The organism is Arthrobacter sp. ES3-54 (assembly GCF_029504395.1).
GTDB lineage: Bacteria > Actinomycetota > Actinomycetes > Actinomycetales > Micrococcaceae > Arthrobacter.
Genome location: NZ_JAQFIF010000011.1, coordinates 98711 through 115452 on the forward strand (window position 1 = coordinate 98711; position 16742 = coordinate 115452).

Annotated in this window: 14 protein-coding genes; 4 read left to right on the plus strand and 10 right to left on the minus strand. The window is 65.5% G+C overall.

The features are described 5' to 3' along the window. Positions 1 to 58 precede the first annotated feature (58 nt). The 6 genes from mnhG to M2428_RS17230 are packed head-to-tail and all read right to left on the minus strand — an operon-like array spanning position 59 to position 6463. Entirely contained in the window at positions 59 to 466 is a 408-nt protein-coding gene (mnhG, locus tag M2428_RS17205; RefSeq protein ID WP_277527178.1) for a monovalent cation/H(+) antiporter subunit G, read from the minus strand. Further along, a complete protein-coding gene (locus tag M2428_RS17210) occupies positions 456 to 734 on the minus strand; it encodes a monovalent cation/H+ antiporter complex subunit F (protein ID WP_277527179.1) in 279 nt (92 codons plus the stop codon). The genes mnhG and M2428_RS17210 overlap by 11 nt, the downstream gene beginning before the upstream one ends. After that, positions 731 to 1276, minus strand: coding sequence for a Na+/H+ antiporter subunit E (locus M2428_RS17215; RefSeq protein WP_277527180.1), 546 nt, complete (start codon positions 1274 to 1276; stop codon positions 731 to 733). Before M2428_RS17215 ends, M2428_RS17210 begins: the two co-directional genes overlap by 4 nt. Next, positions 1273 to 2904: a Na+/H+ antiporter subunit D gene (locus tag M2428_RS17220; protein ID WP_277527181.1), complete on the minus strand. Its 1632-nt coding sequence runs from the start codon at positions 2902 to 2904 to the stop codon at positions 1273 to 1275. Before M2428_RS17220 ends, M2428_RS17215 begins: the two co-directional genes overlap by 4 nt. Next, on the minus strand, positions 2901 to 3461 hold the full coding sequence (locus tag M2428_RS17225; RefSeq protein ID WP_277527182.1) for a Na(+)/H(+) antiporter subunit C: 561 nt from the start codon (positions 3459 to 3461) through the stop codon (positions 2901 to 2903). Before M2428_RS17225 ends, M2428_RS17220 begins: the two co-directional genes overlap by 4 nt. Further along, positions 3458 to 6463 carry a Na+/H+ antiporter subunit A gene (locus tag M2428_RS17230; protein WP_277527183.1) on the minus strand — a complete coding sequence of 1002 codons (3006 nt, stop codon included), beginning with the start codon at positions 6461 to 6463 and terminating at the stop codon, positions 3458 to 3460. Before M2428_RS17230 ends, M2428_RS17225 begins: the two co-directional genes overlap by 4 nt. 277 nt (positions 6464 to 6740) lie before the next feature. On the opposite strand from M2428_RS17230, the gene M2428_RS17235 reads away from it, so the two are divergent. The 3 genes from M2428_RS17235 to M2428_RS17245 are packed head-to-tail and all read left to right on the plus strand — an operon-like array spanning position 6741 to position 9865. Next, positions 6741 to 8141 carry an MFS transporter gene (locus M2428_RS17235; protein ID WP_277527184.1) on the plus strand — a complete coding sequence of 467 codons (1401 nt, stop codon included), beginning with the start codon at positions 6741 to 6743 and terminating at the stop codon, positions 8139 to 8141. Positions 8142 to 8180: 39 nt separating this feature from the next. Continuing rightward, positions 8181 to 8663 carry a TrkA C-terminal domain-containing protein gene (locus M2428_RS17240; RefSeq protein WP_277527185.1) on the plus strand — a complete coding sequence of 161 codons (483 nt, stop codon included), beginning with the start codon at positions 8181 to 8183 and terminating at the stop codon, positions 8661 to 8663. Positions 8664 to 8668: 5 nt separating this feature from the next. Continuing rightward, a complete protein-coding gene (locus M2428_RS17245) occupies positions 8669 to 9865 on the plus strand; it encodes a cation:proton antiporter (RefSeq protein WP_277527186.1) in 1197 nt (398 codons plus the stop codon). 66 nt (positions 9866 to 9931) lie between these two features. On the opposite strand, the gene dcd is transcribed toward M2428_RS17245, so the two are convergent. The 4 genes from dcd to M2428_RS17265 all read right to left on the minus strand — a co-directional run bounded on the left by dcd (position 9932) and on the right by M2428_RS17265 (position 15959). Then, positions 9932 to 10507 (minus strand): dCTP deaminase, encoded by a 576-nt coding sequence (gene dcd / locus M2428_RS17250; protein ID WP_277527187.1) that lies wholly within the window; start codon positions 10505 to 10507, stop codon positions 9932 to 9934. 157 nt (positions 10508 to 10664) lie between these two features. Further along, positions 10665 to 12116: a polysaccharide biosynthesis tyrosine autokinase gene (locus tag M2428_RS17255; RefSeq protein ID WP_277527188.1), complete on the minus strand. Its 1452-nt coding sequence runs from the start codon at positions 12114 to 12116 to the stop codon at positions 10665 to 10667. A 54-nt stretch (positions 12117 to 12170) separates the two neighbouring features. Then, the gene (locus M2428_RS17260) at positions 12171 to 12524 is read right to left on the minus strand and encodes a hypothetical protein (protein ID WP_277527189.1); all 354 of its coding nucleotides are present in this window, start codon (positions 12522 to 12524) and stop codon (positions 12171 to 12173) included. A 402-nt stretch (positions 12525 to 12926) separates the two neighbouring features. Then, positions 12927 to 15959: a LamG-like jellyroll fold domain-containing protein gene (locus tag M2428_RS17265; protein ID WP_277527190.1), complete on the minus strand. Its 3033-nt coding sequence runs from the start codon at positions 15957 to 15959 to the stop codon at positions 12927 to 12929. 329 nt (positions 15960 to 16288) lie between these two features. Here M2428_RS17265 and M2428_RS17270 point away from each other — a divergent pair, with 329 nt between their 5' ends. Further along, on the plus strand, positions 16289 to 16741 hold the full coding sequence (locus M2428_RS17270) for an adenylyltransferase/cytidyltransferase family protein (RefSeq protein ID WP_277527191.1): 453 nt from the start codon (positions 16289 to 16291) through the stop codon (positions 16739 to 16741). Position 16742: the final 1 nt, after the last annotated feature.

Below are 16742 nucleotides of genomic sequence, written 5' to 3' on the forward strand. Positions count from 1 at the left end.
GCGGCACCGGTCGCGGCATGGCCGACGGCGCTGGCCGCCGCGCCCGTCCCCCACGGGCTCAGCGGCCGGCGTCGTCGTCGTCCACTCCGTGGTTGGCCGTCTTCTGGGCGGCCTTCTGGGCGGCCTTCTGGACTACGGCCTCAAGCTCGTCGGAGCTCAGGAGCTCCGGATGCAGGTGCTTGGTCCGGTAGCCGGCCCGGCCCACCATGTGGGCGGACACGGGGACGGTGAGCAGCTGGAAGAGCCAGGCCACCAGCAGGACGGGCCACACCCACCAGGTGCGCATCTGCAGGCCAAGGGCCGCCAACAGCAGGAACAGGCCCAGGACCTGCGGCTTGGTGGCGGCGTGCATCCTGCTCATGAGGTCCGGGAACCGCAACAGCCCGATCGCGGCGCCGAGTGACATGAGCGCGCCGACCACCATAAACACTGCCGAGACGGCATCGATCACTGTTTCAGGATTCACGGCTGCCCTCCCTCCTCTCAGCCACGAAGCGGGCCACGGTGACCGAGCCGACGAAGCCGATGAGGGAAATCGCAACGAGCAGCATCAGGTTGTTGAGGTGCCGGTTGACGGCCATGTCGATGCACAGGGCCGCCCCGAAAATGGCCAGCAGCACGTCGGCGGCGAGCACCCGGTCCAGCAGCGAGGGGCCGCGCCCGATCCGGATGATCGCCCCCGCGGCGGCCAGGGAAAGTACGACGGCGGTCACCGTCAGGACGGTCTGCATCATGCGGCGAGCTCCTGGGTAAGGGCGGACAGTTCGTCTTTGGTCCCCATGATCCTGATCAGCCCGGCCTCGGTGTCCCGGACCTCCTTGCGCAGCTTGGCCGCGTCCTCGGCATTGCGGACGTTGATGCCGTGGATGTAGAGCGTGGACGTTGATCTGTCCACCTCCACCACGAGGGATCCCGGGATCAGCGAGATCACATGCCCGGTGGCCGTGACCAGCAGGTCGGAGTGGCTCCGGAGCGGCACGGCGACGATTGCGCTGACCACGTTGGGGCCGCGGACCACGGCGAGGTACAGGACCTGGAAGCTTGCCGCGACCACCTTTCCGAGGAAGATGAGGGCGAAGGGCACGGCGCGGAGGACGTTGAAGCGGCCGCCGAGCTCCACCGGGGGGAGATAGAAGATCCGTGCCACGAGCACGGCGATGAGGGCCCCGAAGAGGAGATTGCCCGGGCTGAAGTTCTGCCACAGCGCGCCCCAGACAAAAACGAGCCACACCAGCAGCGGCAGTTCCTGGCGCAGCGAGATCCTTTTCCGGTTCATTTGCCGCCGCCCTGCTGCTGGGCCTGCCCGGGCTGGGCCGCCGGAGGCACGGGCGGCACCGGCGCGTCCTCGCCCAGCACGGCCTGGATGTACGAGGACCTGTCCAGCATTTCCTCGGCGGACTGGTCGGCCACCCTGAACAGCGGCCCGGCGAAGACCGTCAGGGCCACGCCAAAGACCACCAGGCCCAGGGTGGATCCCACCATGGTGCGGGGCAGCAGGGTCACGTTCGTCTTCCCGGCCCGGTCCCCGGTGGCGGAGTCCGCCGGCGCCGCCAGGAGCACCGGATCGGGGTGCTCAGCGTCCTCCGGCTTGCGCCAGAACGCCCGGTTCCAGACCCTCGCGATCGCCAGCAGCGTCAGCAGGCTGGTCAGCACGCCGCCGATCACCAAGGCGTAGGCCAGCGGCGTGCCCAGTTCGACGCCTGCCTGAAGCAGCCCCAGCTTGCCCAGGAAACCCGAGAACGGCGGGATTCCGGCCAGGTTCATGGCGGGAACGAAGAACAGGACCCCCAGAACCGGGGAGAGCTTGGCCAGCCCGGCCACGCGGTCCATGGATGAGCTGCCGCCGCGGCGTTCAATCAGGCCGGTCACCAGGAACAGGCTGGTCTGGATGGTGATGTGGTGGGCCACGTAGAACACGGCGGCGCCCAGGCCGGCCACCGTGGACATGGCCAGGCCGAAGACCATGTAGCCGATGTGGCTGACCAGGGTGAAGGACAAGAGCCTCTTGATGTCGCTTTGGGCCAGGGCGCCGAGGATGCCCACCACCATGGTCAGCAGCGCCGCGACCATGAGCGGGGCGTTGAGCGCATCCCCCGGGAAGAGCAGCGTCTCCGTGCGGACCATGGCGTAGACGCCCACCTTGGTCAGCAGCCCGGCAAACACCGCGGTGACCGGGGCCGGCGCGGTGGGATAGGAGTCCGGGAGCCAGAAGGACAGCGGGAAGACGGCGGCCTTGATGCCGAAGGCCACGAGCAGCATCACGTGCAGCAGCGTCCGGGTGCCCTGGTCGAGGTCCCCGAGCTTGATGGCGAGGTCCGCCATGTTGATGGTTCCGGTGGCGCCGTAGATCATGGCGATCGCGATCAGGAACAGCACCGAGGACACGACTGAGACCACCACGTAGGTCACGCCGGCCCGGATGCGCGGGCCCGTCCCGCCGAGGGTGATGAGCACGTAGCTGGCCGTCAGCAGGATCTCAAAGCCGACGTAGAGGTTGAAGAGGTCTCCGGAGAGGAAGGCGTTGGACACCCCGGCCACGAGGATCAGGTAGGTCGGGTGGAAGATCGAGACCGGCGCGTCGCGGTCGCCGTCGGCCATACCCTGTCCGGTTGCGTAGATCAGAACCGCAAGGCTCACGGTCGAGGACACCACCAGCATGAGCGAGGAGAACTGGTCCACCACCAGCACGACGCCCCAGGGCGGCAACCAGCCGCCGATGTCCACCGCGGCCGTCCCGCCTTCCCAGACGGAGGCGAGCAGCCAGCATTCCAGCAGCAGGGTCAGGGTCAGGACGGCGATGCTGATCGCGCGCTGGGCCCGGGGGTAGTGGATGAGCAGGAAGGTCAGGGCGGCGCCCATGATGGGGAGTACGACGGCGAGCGGGGCAAAGCTGGTGATGTTCACTCTTCGCCTCCTTCCGGTCTGGGGTCAACGTTCAGGGAGCCGGGCTGTTCTTCAGAGGCGGCTTTGTCGGCCCGCATGGGGCGGCCACCGGACATGACCGCGGCCGTGCCGTTGGTTCCGGCGCCGTCGGAGCCGACCATGGCCAGCGGGAATTCTGACGTCTCGACCGGGATGACGGAGTCGTCCTCGGCATCGAAGCTGGGCGTTTCCGCGACGCGGCGGTCCTCGGCGTCGTCTTGGATTTCGTCCTGGCGGGCCAGGACCCAGGTGCGGTAGATGATGCCCAGCATGAATGCCGTCACGGCGAAGGAAATCACGATCGAGGTCAGGATCAGGGCCTGCGGCAGGGGGTCGTTGTAGTCCTCCGCTGGGGTGTCCTTGTCGAAGATCGGCGCCAGCCCGGCGTAGCCGCCGGTGGCGAGGATCAGCAGGTTGGTGGCGTTGGCCAGCAGCATGAGGCCGAGCAGCACCCGGGTGAGGCTGCGCTCAAGGATCAGGTAGATGCCACAGGCGTAGAGGGCGCCCATCACCGCCAGCAGGGTCAGGTTGACGCTCATGTTCTCCCCTTGGAAGTGGTTTCGGCGTCGGCCTCGACGGTGGCTTCGGCGGGGATTCTGCCGCTGTCCTCGTCTTCGGAGGGCTCGGCGGGCTCTTCGAAGTGCTCGTCGATTTCCGCACCGAGGCTGCGCAGCACGTCCAGGGCCAGTCCGACCACCACGATGTACACACCGATGTCGAAGATGGTCGAGGTGACGAACTTGATGTCGCCAAAGACCGGCAGCCACAGCTCCACGATGGCGCTCTGGAACACCTGGCCGCCCAGCAGCAGCGGCGTCATTCCGGCGGCCGCCGCCGTAGCCAGGCCGATCCCCAGCAGGGTGCCGGCGCCGACGGGTGTGGCTTCGCGGAGTTCGAAGCGGCCGCCGGCCAGGTAGCGGATGGTCAGGGCGAGGCCGGCGGTGAGGCCACCGGCGAAGCCCCCGCCGGGCAGGTTGTGGCCGGCGAGGAGCAGATAGAGGGAGAACACGATGATCGAGTGGAAGATCAGGCGGGTGACCACCTCGAAGATGATCGAGCGGCGCTCGGGCGCCAGGGTCCGGCCGGCCACCAGCCAGGCGTCGCTCGTGGCGGCAGCGAACCGCCGGGACATCGCCAGGGCGGCGTCGTCCCGGGTGCTGCCCCTGGCCCCGGTCCGCCGGCCCACGGTCCCTTCCGCGACAGTTGCGGACGTCCGGATGCGGTCGCCGCGGCCCCGGACGAAGATGAGGCTGGCCACGCCGGTGGCGGCCAGGGCCAGGACGGAGATCTCGCCAAAGGTGTCCCAGGCCCGGATGTCCACCAGGGTCACGTTGACGACGTTAAGGCCGCCGCCGCCCTCATAGGCCAGCTGCGGGAACTGCAGGGAGACCGGCGTTGCCACTCGGGCGCCGAGGGCGTAGATGGCCACGAAGATCATGGTGACGCCGAAGGCCAGGCCGATCACCACGCGGATGACTCGGTATTTGCCGCCGGTGCGGTCCCGAAGCCCCGGCGGAAGGCTCCGCATGGCCAGCACGAACGCCACCAGGATGATGGTTTCGACCAGCATCTGGGTCAGGGCAAGGTCCGGGGCTCCCTGCAGCGCGAACATCATGGCGATCCCGTAGCCGGTGACGGACACCATCAGGACGGCCAGGAACCGTTTATTGGCGCGCACCGCGGCCAGCGCCCCGATCACGATCCCGGCGCCGGCCACCAGTTGCAGCGGCGCTCCGGGATCGATGAAATAGAGACCGTCCGGCAGCGGCTTATTGGCCAGCAGCAGCGCCGTCAGCGGCAGGACGAACGCCACGGTCAGGATGACGGAGAGGTAGAAGAACAGGGAGCCTCGCTGGGTTCGGCCGGTGATCCAGACAGCGGTGTCGTCCAGGGCGCCGATCGTGTTCTGGTAGGCGCGGTCGCTGTCGATCCAGCCCGGCACCAGTGCCTGCAGCCGGGCCACGGCGTTGCGGCCGTAGAACATGGCCAGGCCCAGGACGAACGTCACCGCGGTCAACCCCAGGGCCGGGGTGAGGCCGTGCCACAACGCCAAGTGCCCCGGCGAGGACTCGGAGCCGTCCACAAAGAGCTCCGCATACGGCTGGATCCAGCCGTCAACGGGGGCGGGCCATAGCCCGTACAGGACCGTGAGGAGGCTCAGGATCGCCGGCGCGGCAAGGAAGGCGGGTTTGACCGGCTTGAAGTCCGTGGGCTCCACGCCGGGCTTGAAGGCGAAGGCGCCCCACATGAAGCGGGCGCTGTAGGCGAAGGTCAGGATGGAGCCCAGGACCACGCCTCCCAGCAGCCAGGGCCCGGTCCCGGACGCCGAGGTGTACTCGATGAAGGCCTCGAACACCGATTCCTTGGCGACGTAGCCGGCCAGCGGCGGTACGCCGGCCATCGAGGCCGCGCCGATCGCCGCTACGATCGCCAGTGCCCGGGCCGAGCCGTAGACGCCGGAGAGCTCGCGGATGTCGCGGGTCCCGGCCTGGTGGTCGATGATGCCCACCACCAGGAAGAGCGTGGCCTTGAACAACCCGTGCGCCAGGAGGAAGGCCAGTCCGGCGAGTGCCGCCTCGGGCGTGCCCAGGCCCACCACCATGGTCATGAAGCCCAGCTGGCTCACGGTGCCGTAGGCGAGGATGAGCTTGATGTCGGTCTGCCGCAGGGCCCGGTAGCCGCCCACAAGCATGGTGGCCAGGCCCAGGCCCAGCACGATCGGCAGCCACGGCGGTGTTTCGGCGAATCCGGGGGCCAGCCGGGCAACCAGGTAGATCCCGGCCTTCACCATGGCCGCGGCGTGCAGGTAGGCGCTCACGGGCGTGGGGGCAGCCATCGCGCCGGGAAGCCAGAAGTGGAACGGCACCAGGGCGGACTTGGTGATCGCACCGATCAGGATGAGGACGACGGCGGCGTTCACCGCCCCGCCCGCGGGCCCGGCGACCAAGGCGGGCGCCTGGTCCAAGATGGCCTGGATCCGGTAGGTTCCGGCTGTCGCACCGAGGATGATGAGCCCCACAAGCATGGCCAGCCCGCCGGCGGTAGTAACCACCAGCGCCTGCAGCGCCGAGCGCCGCGCTGACAGCCGGGTGCGGGCGTAGCCGATCAGCAGGTACGACAGCACCGTGGTCAGTTCCCAGAAGATGAACATCAGCAGGAGGTCATCAGCCGTAACGAGGCCGAACATCGCACCGGCGAAGGCCAGGAGCTGCGCCCCGAAACCGCCGAGGTAGTCGTCCTTGTTCTCGAAGTAGCGGGCGCAGTAGACCAGCACCAGCGCACCCACCCCCAGCACCAGCAGGGACATGACCCAGGCCAGGGCATCCATCCGGAATGCGAGGTCGAGCTGCAGGCCGGGAATCCAGGGCACCACCTCCGTGATCGCCCCGTCTGTATAGACGGCGTCGTGCTGCAGCAGCAGCCAGACAAAGGAGGCCGCGGGGACCGCGGCCAGGGCGAAGAACGAATTCCTGCCAAACTTCCGGAACAGCAGCGGGGCCACAGCAGCCACCGCAAAGTGCACGGCAAGGACTGTGATCACTGGTATCTCCGCAACGTCAGAAAGTCGATTGTCAGCAAGTTGGAGCAGGCGGGTCATTTGTTAGGTTCGGTGCGGACAGTTTACCAAGCGTGTACAAATTCTTTTGGCAGGGACACCGGCCCCTGAAGACCGGCCCTGAACAACCGGCCCATAACAACCAGCCGAGCACAGTTCGAAGCCATAGCGACCCCGGAGCTAAACACTGCCCGGCAAAACCCCGCCGGAGACCCCGCATGCTGCCCCTCCAAGGACACCCTGGGCGGTTACCATTCAGGCTATGAATACTGCCGCCGCCCCAGAGGCCATGCGCCCCTCGGAACTGGAATCGGGAAGTCCCGTCACGCACAGGGGCCGGATCCTCGCATGGGCCGCGTGGGACTGGGGTTCGGCAGCCTTCAACGCCGTCATGACAACGTTTGTTTTCACCGTCTACCTGACCTCCAAGTCCTTCGGCGGGGAGGACCAGGCCTCGGCGGTCCTGGGCGCCGCGCTGGCCTTCGCCGGCGTGGCCGTCGCGCTCCTGGCCCCGGTCACCGGGCAACGCTCGGACACCGGCGGCCGGCGCAAGCTGTGGCTGGGGGTCAACACGGCCGCCGTCGCGCTCCTGACCGGGCTGTGCTTCTTCGTCTTCCCGCGGCCGGATTTCCTGATCCTTGGTGTCACGCTGATAGCACTGGGCAACGTTTTCTTCGAATTTGCCGGGGTCAACTACAACGCCATGCTCGCCCAGATCTCCACCCCGCGGAACATCGGCAAGGTCAGCGGATTCGGCTGGGGAATGGGGTATCTCGGCGGCATTGTGGCGCTGCTGATTGTGCTCCAGCTCTTTGTCCAGCCCAGCTTCGAGTGGTTTGGCGCCTCCACCGCGGACAGCCTGAACATCCGGCTGGTGGCAGTGTTCTCGGCCCTGTGGTTCTTCATCTTTGCCTTGCCCGTGCTGTTCGCGGTGCCGGAGCTGCCACGCTCCGAGCGGGGCGCGGGCATTGGCTTCCTCGGCTCCTACGGCCTGCTCGTCCGGCGCATCAAGGCGATCTACCGGACCAGCCCGCACACCATCTACTTCCTCCTCGCGAGCGCCATCTTCCGGGACGGGCTGGCCGCGGTTTTCACCTTTGGCGGGGTGATCGCGGCCGGCACCTTTGGCTTCGAACTCAAGGACGTTATCTTCTTCGCGATCTTCGGAAATGTCGTGGCCGCCGTCGGCGCCATCCTCGGCGGCTTCCTGGATGACAAGATCGGGCCCAAGGCCGTGATTATCGCGTCCCTCGCCGGCCTGCTGGTGGCGGGCACCGCAATCCTGGTCCTCGGCAACGGCAGCTACGAGTTCTTTGGCATGGCCTGGGCCGGGAGCACCACATTCTGGATTTTCGGCCTGCTGCTGTGCCTCTTCGTGGGACCGGCCCAGTCGTCGTCCCGCGCCTACCTCGCCCGGCTCGCCCCCAACGGCGAATCCGGCGAGCTCTTCGGCCTCTACGCCACCACCGGCCGGGCCGTGAGCTTCCTCGCCCCCGCCCTTTTCACCGTGTGCATCACCGTCGCCACCCCCTTCGTGGCAACAGGCGAGGCCCAGCGCTGGGGCATTCTCGGCATCATGGTGGTGCTGCTCGCAGGCCTGCTGGTGCTCCTGCCGGTCAAAGCCCCGGACCAGACCGAAATCGCGGAGGTCCCGGAGGCCTGAGGGCGGCCGAAAATCCGGTTCGCGCACTAGGCTGATGATATGAACGTGGATGAGACGGACCTCCCCGGCCTCGGCCGGCGCAAGGACTTCATGACTGCCTCCGGACGCCGGATCGGCGTGGTGGAATACCGGGAGGGCCAGACGGAACTCATCGTCTCCACCTGGGACGATCCCGACACATGCCAGGCCTCCGTGCCGCTGACCGCGGACGAGGCCGCCACCCTGGGCAACCTTCTGGGCGGCCAGCGTCTTGCCATGAAACTCTCCGAAGAGCACCGGGAAATCCCCGGGATCGTCACGCGCCAGTTTTCGATCAGCGCCGAGTCCCCCTTCCAGAACCAGCCGATGGGCAAGGCGTGCATCCGGACCCGCAGCGGGGTCTCGATTGTGGCCATCATGCGCGAAGGCGAGGTCCTGCCCTCCCCGGGGCCCGACGTCGTCCTTCACCCTGGTGACCTCCTCGTTGCGGTGGGAATACAAGAAGGCCTGGACACGGCGGCCAGCATCCTGCGCAACGGATAAGCGGCATGGATCCGCTCGCCCTGACCCTGATCGAGCTGGGGGCCGTCGTCTTCTGTCTCGGCCTGCTGGCCAGACTGGCCGGGCGGATCGGCATGTCGCCCATCCCGCTCTATCTGGTGGGCGGGCTGTTCTTCGGGGCCGGCGGCCTCGTCAAACTCGAAGGCATGCACGAGTTCGCCCATCTTTCCGCCGAGATCGGCGTGATCCTGCTTCTGCTTATGCTTGGACTGGAATATACGGCAGCCGAGCTCGTGACCGGGCTACGGAGGTCTTGGCAAGCCGGCATCCTGGACCTGCTGCTCAATTTCCTGCCCGGCGCGATGCTCGCAGTGATGCTGGGATGGGGCGGCGTGGGGGCCATGGTGATGGGCGGCGTCACCTACATTTCATCCTCCGGGATCGCGGCCAAGGTGATTACCGATCTCGGCCGGATCGGCAACCGGGAAACCCCGGTGGTCCTTTCCATCCTGGTCTTCGAGGACCTGGCCATGGCCATATACCTGCCGGTCCTGACCGCCACGCTGGCCGGCGTCAGCTTGCTGATGGGCCTGCAGACCGTGGGCATCTCCCTGGCCGTCGTCACCCTGGTCCTGGTGGTGGCCCTGCGGCACGGCCACCACGTGTCCAAGGCGGTGCACAGCGAGAACTCCGAGGTCTTCCTGCTCAACCTGCTGGGCGCGGCACTCCTCGTGGCGGGGCTCGCCGCCGCCATGCAGGTTTCCGCGGCCGTCGGAGCGTTCATGCTCGGCATCGCCATTTCCGGCGCCACGGCCCACAGCGCCACCCGCGTCCTGGAACCGCTCCGTGATCTTTTCGCAGCGATCTTCTTCGTTGTTTTTGGCCTCAACACCGATCCCCGATCCATCCCTCCGGTCCTCGGCTGGGCCCTATTGCTGGCCGTAGTGACGGCAGCCACCAAGATGATCACCGGGTTCTGGGCGGCCAAACGGGCCGGAATTGGCGTTCCCGGCCGGTACCGTGCGGGCGCCGCCCTGATCGCGAGAGGCGAGTTCTCGATTGTCATCGCCGGACTGGCCGTCGCCTCCGGCGTGGTGCCCACGGATCTGGCGGCCCTCGCCACCGCCTATGTCCTGATCATGGCAATCGTGGGGCCGCTGGCGGCCCGCTTCGTGGAGCCACTCGTCCGGGCCCTGCGCCGTCCCGTGCGGGGTCCCGCTTTCCGGACCTCCGGCCCGGCGTAAGCCTGCCGCCGGTACGAGCCGCGGCACTGGATGCCTGTGCTACGAGCCGCGGTGCTAAGTGTCTGCCTAGATGTCGGTGAGGTGGAAATTCAGGTGGCTGCGGCTGGCAGTGGGGCCGCGCTGGCCCTGGTAGCGGTTGCCGTATTCCCCCGAACCGTAGGGGTGCTCCGCGGCGGAGGACAGCCGGAAGAAACACAGCTGGCCGATCTTCATCCCGGGCCACAGCTTGATGGGCAGCGTGGCCATGTTGGACAGTTCCAGCGTTACGTGGCCGGAGAATCCGGGATCGATAAAGCCTGCCGTCGAGTGCGTCAGCAAGCCGAGCCGGCCAAGTGAGGACTTGCCCTCGAGGCGGGCCGCGATGTCATCCGGTAGCGTCACGGTCTCGTAGGTGGAGCCAAGAACGAACTCCCCCGGGTGCAGGATAAACGGCTCGCCGGACTCCACTTCCACCAGGCGGGTCAGCTCGGGCTGCTCCTCGGCCGGGTCAATGTGGGCGTATTTGTGGTTGTCGAACAGCCGGAAGAACCTGTCGATCCTGACGTCCACGGAGGACGGCTGGACCATGGCGGGGTCGAACGGTTCGAGGATAATACGCTCGGAGTCAATTTCGGTTCGAATGTCGCGGTCAGAGATCAGCACACGTTCAAAAATACCGCACGGCGCCCTGCCGGGCTGCATGAACGGGCGCAGCCGCCCAGTGTGACTTCACTCCTACCGCGACACGTCGGAAAAGATGGCGGCTCTCCGCTCCGGCTGTGCGCCACTACGACGGGCAGGGTCTGAAAACGTGCCGGAATCATGTACTTTCCAAACTCACAACCTTGCTCCGGCGAACGTGGGCGGGACGGAAGGATCCGTCGTCGTCGTGCTTCTGGACAGACGGAACGCTTTCGGGATGTGTGGCGCCGTAGCCGGCAATGTATGCGGTGTTGGCGTCAGGGCCCCGGCGGGGGATCCGGTTTTGAACGACGCCCAAGATATGTGCGTCGACAAAGTTGAGCTGGTCGATCGCCTTGGCCAAACTGTGTTGGCTCACCCTTTTCGTTCCTACTACCAGGAGCACGCTGTCAGTGCTTCTGGTCAGCACACTGGCGTCGGTGACAGGGAGGATCGGCGGAGAGTCGATGATGATCAGGTCGAATTTCGTCTGCAGTTCATCCAGAAGACGGCTCATGGCTACTGAACCGAGCAGCTCACTGGGATTGGGCGGCAAAGGTCCCGAGGCCAGAAGTGCCAAGCCGTCGTCGGACCAGTATTGAATGCTGTCCTCGAGGCTGGTTGATCCGACGAGGACAGTGGTGAGGCCGATTCCCCCCTCGATACCTGTCGCCGCGGCCACTGACGGGAGGCGAAGGTCCGCGTCCACCAGGATGACCTTTTGACCTCCCTTGGCGACAGTTACGGCAAGGTTGAGCGCAACGGTGCTCTTTCCCTCGCCCGCGGACGCCGACGTCACAACAATCGAGCGCATCGGCCGGTTCACACCTGCGAACTGCAGGTTGGTGCGGAGCTTGCGGAACGCCTCCGCGCCCGTTCCGTCCAGGACGGAGGGAGCCGCGCCGGGCAGACGCCCGGCAGCCTGCTCAGTGATTCCTGCCAAGAGCGGTAGATTGGTCGTCTTGCGCAGATCCGTTTCAGTCCTGATGTTGCGATCCAGGACATGTTGCAGCACCGCCGCCGCGATTCCGGCTGCAAGCCCATATAGCAGGCCCAAACCAAGATCCAGCTTCACGTTGGGATTCGACGGCTCGGTCGGCGTGGTGGCATGATCCACGGGGCTGAGCCGGACCGGGGTCGGCGTCCCGTTCGTCGGCCGCTCGAGGTCAGCGACAGTCGTGATAAGGCTGGCGGCCACTGCGTTGGCGATCTCGGCGCTCCGCTGGGCGGACCTGTCTCTGGCCTCGATGTCGATGATTACCGTGTTGCGCGCGGTTGATGCCTTGATCTTGGCGGCCAGGGCTTCCGGGGTCATTCCGAGATTGAGCTTGTCGATGACCGGCTGGAGAACGGTTGGTTTCGAAGTGACGTCGACATACGATTGGACGCGCGCCAGGGCGAAGACGCTGCCCTGCTGCAGTTCCGCGGACGTTTCCGAGTTCTGCGTAGAGACGAAAAGGCTGGTCGTAGCCGTGTAGGAAGTGGGCGTAAGCAGGGAGGCCACGCCCGCGAGTATCGTTCCCAGCAGCGCCAGGACAGTGATCAGGCGCCAGCTTCGGCGCAGTATAAGCAATTGTTCACGGACGTCCATTGCGTGTCCTTTCACGGGCGATGATCGCTGCAGCCCAGACGAATCGGCGCGGTTTCATGCTGCCAGCCAGGTGTAGCATCCATCCGACATAACGCGGGCGGCCTTGGCGGGGATGGTGACCGCGGACGCACCGTTCGATTCCGCGATGGTGCCGCCTGCTGCGTCGTAGACTACCAACGTGCAGTTCGGGGACGGATTCCAAGCCTCGTACCTGCCTGCCGAGATTGAACCGCCGCCCTCCTTAGGCGCTGCGGCACCAATAGTGAAGTCACCATCGGTGAACCCGCGGCCGGCGGCATCGAGCTCGGGCTGGAGTCCGGGACAGAGATCAGCAATCGCGTCGGCCACGTCGGTATCCAGCTTCTCGATCAACTGGGACACCACGGCCAACTTGTCCGTTGCTTTCACAGTCTCAAGTTGGGCACAGCGCTCCTGTCCGACTTGAAGGACAGCATTCGGGTCTGTGCCCTGGGGGACCCGTGAAGAGAGGTACTTCTGCTCAGGGGGCGCAAAAGTGGGCTTAGGTGCGGTCTGCACAGTGCTGGACGGCGCGGAACGATCAGCGGGGGCCGCTGTCCCAGCCACTTTGGCGGCTGGAAGCGGCGAGGAAGTCCCCGTCGGATCAGCAGCCGGATGTTCAGCGCTCGGGGTGGACAGAGACGGGGCACTGGGGGCCGCCGAGGTGGAGTTGGGACTTCCCGGTGAGGTGCAACCGGCGGCTGCGAGAACCGCAGCCGCCAGGAGCACCATTCCCAGGGATTTCGAGAGACCGTTATACATGGGATGTTTTCTTTCGAGAGCTGTTCTGATCTAGGCGTTCGGCTCGAAGTTCAGGACCAGAACCGGACGTTTGGCAACAGCAGCTTCCCGCGAGAAGAACCACATGTTGTCGGTTCCTGAACTCTGCATCGAGAAGTTGATGTCACCTGCGAGCGCTGCCGAGACGGCGGTCGCGTCGAGTGGGATTGAGTACGACGCGTTGGGTGCCGTCGGGCCGGCGAGGGTGCCCAGCAGGGCGCCGTTGGTTTGCGGACGGTTGTTGTAGGTCGTCGTTGCCTCGGACCAGTCACCGGCCATCGCCACGGTCTGCTGGGGATCGTTGGACCCGGCGAAGGAATCCGCAGTGGTTGAGAACCTCAAGGTTGCCGACACGAGGTGCTGGCCCGCAGGAACCTGCGCGGAAGCGTTGAATCTCATGTAGGTGATGTAGGCCGACGTGCCCCTGGTGGCCAGGGTCGTGAAGGCCCCTGTTGCGGTATTCGGCGCCCCCGCGTTCACATAGGTGTCGGCGGTCGGAGTCAGCGTGAGCGAGACGGGCTGCGGTAACGGAACCACCGTTGCGGAGGCTTCGTTGGACGGGCCGCTGATGTTGGCGGCCTCATCGGCGGCGAGAACCTGATAGTACGAGGTTCCCGCCGGACGGCCCGCGTCAACCCAGTTGAGCGTGCTCCCGTTCACCGTGGCGACGAGGGTGCTTGCTGACGGGGTGAACCCGCTGGTATCGGAGCGGTGGACCTGGTAACCGGTGACCCCTACGTTGTCAGTGGACGCATCCCAAGAAACCGTCACATCACTTGCGTTGACCGCGGCCGCAACTCCTGTCACGGCCGCGGGAGCCTGTGTGTCGGGGACCGGCTGTCCGATTCCCTTGCCGATGTTGAAGTGGTCGGTGACCTGCGCTGCCGAAAGTACCGTGGGGTACACGGCGAACTCGTCGATGGAGCCGGCGAAGTAGTTGCTCGACGGCCGCAACGGCCAGGAGTTCAACTGGTCTCCGCCAATCCTCCACGATCCCCAGTAGGTCTGCGCCGCCGTCTGGTTCGGTAGAGCGCCGATCTGGGTTCCGTCAACGTAGAGACGCATGCCGTCACTGCCCTGTGTCGCCACCGCATGGTGCCAGGCATTGTCGTTGTAGGGAAGCACCGTGCTGACGGTCCTTGTGCCGTTGACATAAACACCGAAGATCAGCGTGCCCGCGTTCGTCATGTAGAGGTTGCGGTCATAGTTTCCGCTGAGCCCGGGATTTGTCCCGTGCCGGTTCGGTTGGCCATTGCCGAAGCCGAAGATTTTCCCGCCCCGGGTCGTGTTCGTCTTGAACCAGGCTTCTGCAGTGTAGACGGTTGGAGCATTGCCGCGATTCTGGCCGTAGGCGTAGGCGCTAGTGCCGTTGAAGGTCGTCGACCGGCTGGAATCGTTGTTGATGGTTCCGGTGTCGCCGGCAAATGCCGGGCCGCCGTAGCTCAGTTCCAGGTTGTTGCCCGGAGAGCTGTCTGCGCCGACCGTCGGACCGCTGCCGTCAAGCCGCCAGTACGTGGTCGCACCGGCGCCGAGGACAGCTGCCGGGTAGGAGGCAGTGCTCCTGGCTGTGGTGACGGCAACCGACGCCGAGAGCGGGCCGGTATTGGTGCCGTCAGTCGCCCGGACGCGGTAGCTGTACTGCGTCCCGGGTACGGCTGTCTTGTCCGTGAAGGACACCTGGCCGGTCGACCACCACAGCGAGCTGGCGTTCACGGTTCCCAGAGGAGTCGCCGAGCCATTCCGGTAGACGCTGTAGGTCAGAGCCGAGTCGTCGGCATCGAGGCTGGCACGCCACCGGATCTGGTTTTCACCGGTTTTGATGCTTTCCGTGCTGACGTTGCTGGGCGCCGAAGGGGCCACGGTTCCCGGACCGGGGCCGAACCTGGTCAGTCCCTGCTGGGCCCTGCCGTTGGTCGTGGTGAACTCGCCAGCCACCCACAGCATGTCGCCCGAGCCCTTGTTCGTGTGGACTATGGCCCGGGGGCCGATGCCCTCGCCGATGCCGTCGTTGGTGTCAGGGCTCCACCCCAGCTGGGGTGCAGGGGTGTCGACGCTCTGCGCGGTCAAGTGCTGCCGAACGCCGTCTGCCAGTTCGTTCATGGTCGAGCAATCGTGTTCGTGGCTTGCGGCATACAAAACACCGCCATAGACATCCACCGCCTGGGTGGCCCCGAGGCAGGTGTCCCTCCAGACCTGATCGAACGTGTCGAGGCTAAATCGGGCCCTGCCGTCGAAGACGCCGCCGCCCGTGCCCTCGTTGCCGATGTAGAAGCTCTGGCCGTCGTCAACAATTGACTTTGTAAACGAAGTGCGGGAAATGAAGGAGCTGCCGTAGGCTCTTACGTTCGCACCGGTAGTCGCATCGACCACCGCAAGCGACTGGGATGCAACGCCGTTGACGTTTGCGAAATCGCCGCCGAGGATGGCGACGTTCCTGCCGGCGGGAATGTCCAGCGCACGGGCTGAAGCATCCACCGCGGGTGCCCAGGGAAGAAGTGCGCCGTTTCGGTCCATCGCCGCATAGCGGGTGCGGGCCTCGGATCCCACGGATTGAAAGTCTCCACCGAAATAGACCGCTGAATTGGTTGCAGCGATTGTTCGCACCGTTGCCGAGACGACTGCCGGCCGGAACGTCGTGTCCACCGTGCACTCCGGAAGCCGGACGGCGGCGATGCGCGTGGTGTTGACGCCGTTGATGGCCCCGAACAGGCCGCCCACGTAGAGCCGGCTGCCGTCCGGTGTTACGGCCAAGGCACGAACAGTTGTTCCCGTGCCGCCCGTTACGGACAAGGCGCAGGAAGTCGGGTTGCCCGTGTAGGCGTCGAAAGCCGCAAAGTTCACTGCATTTCTTGACTGAGTGCTTCCAGCGGCAGTGCCGGGAGGCCTGATCTGGGTAAAGGTGCCGCCGGCGTAGACAACACCGTTTGCCTGGGCCATGGTCCAGGCAACGCCGTTTGTCTGCCAGGTGGGGAGATCGTTCGCGGAAAACGCGACTCCCGGAGAAAGGGCGAGCGCGGAGCTTCCGGTGGCAATTAGCGGTGCCACCGCAAGAGCTATACCCGCCAGTACAGCTGGAATTTTTTGACGCATGGAGTTCCCCCGTACGTAATCGTGAGCTTCAGAGCTGAAACTACAAAGATCAAATCAGCAAAGACCAAGAGCCGGAACTGTTGCTCCTACTAGCTTTTCCACTCCTTCTACCTGTCTTACTAGACCCGCTACCTGCTTTAGCCGATCGCCCACGCGTTTCTCCCCAAAGTGCTTTCCGTCAGGCAATAACTCCCTCAGCATGGAATTGGGGGGACCAGCCCTGCGCCTCGACGGCCGGCCGGTGCCTGTAACCTACTCGGCATCAGTGAAGAATCGAGCTCGTCATGACTGTTCGCATTGGCTACGCATCAGGTGTCTACGACCTTTTCCACGTCGGGCACCTCAATCTGCTCAAACACGCACGGCAGCACTGCGACTATCTGATTGCCGGAGTGGCGTCCACTGAGTCAACACTGCTGATGAAGAACAGAGAGCCTGTCGTGCCTCTGCATGAACGCCTTGAGATCGTCCGGAACATCCGGCTTGTCGACGAGGTGGTGGTAGACAACTACCCGGACAAAGTGGAAGCCTGGCGCGCCGTCGGTTTTAACGTAATTTTCAAGGGCGATGATTGGCGCGGAACAGAAAAAGGAGTCCGCCTGGAAGCCGGCATGCAGGCACTGGGCGTGGATGTAGTGTATTTTCCCTATACGGTTCACACTTCCAGCACCTTATTGCGGCGCGCCCTCAACCTCTTGGAAAGCGGTCTTGAGGACAACGAGTCATTGAAGGCGTGAA

What these genes read in the sequence shown, in the direction of transcription:
- M2428_RS17240 (WP_277527185.1), top strand. Translation starts at nt 8,181, where the DNA reads ATGAACGTGGATGAGACGGACCTCCCCGGCCTCGGCCGGCGCAAGGAC.
- M2428_RS17255 (WP_277527188.1), bottom strand. Translation starts at nt 12,116, where the DNA reads ATGGACGTCCGTGAACAATTGCTTATACTGCGCCGAAGCTGGCGCCTG.
- M2428_RS17235 (WP_277527184.1), top strand. Translation starts at nt 6,741, where the DNA reads ATGAATACTGCCGCCGCCCCAGAGGCCATGCGCCCCTCGGAACTGGAA.
- M2428_RS17215 (WP_277527180.1), bottom strand. Translation starts at nt 1,276, where the DNA reads ATGAACCGGAAAAGGATCTCGCTGCGCCAGGAACTGCCGCTGCTGGTG.
- M2428_RS17225 (WP_277527182.1), bottom strand. Translation starts at nt 3,461, where the DNA reads ATGAGCGTCAACCTGACCCTGCTGGCGGTGATGGGCGCCCTCTACGCC.
- M2428_RS17245 (WP_277527186.1), top strand. Translation starts at nt 8,669, where the DNA reads ATGGATCCGCTCGCCCTGACCCTGATCGAGCTGGGGGCCGTCGTCTTC.
- M2428_RS17210 (WP_277527179.1), bottom strand. Translation starts at nt 734, where the DNA reads ATGATGCAGACCGTCCTGACGGTGACCGCCGTCGTACTTTCCCTGGCC.
- M2428_RS17270 (WP_277527191.1), top strand. Translation starts at nt 16,289, where the DNA reads ATGACTGTTCGCATTGGCTACGCATCAGGTGTCTACGACCTTTTCCAC.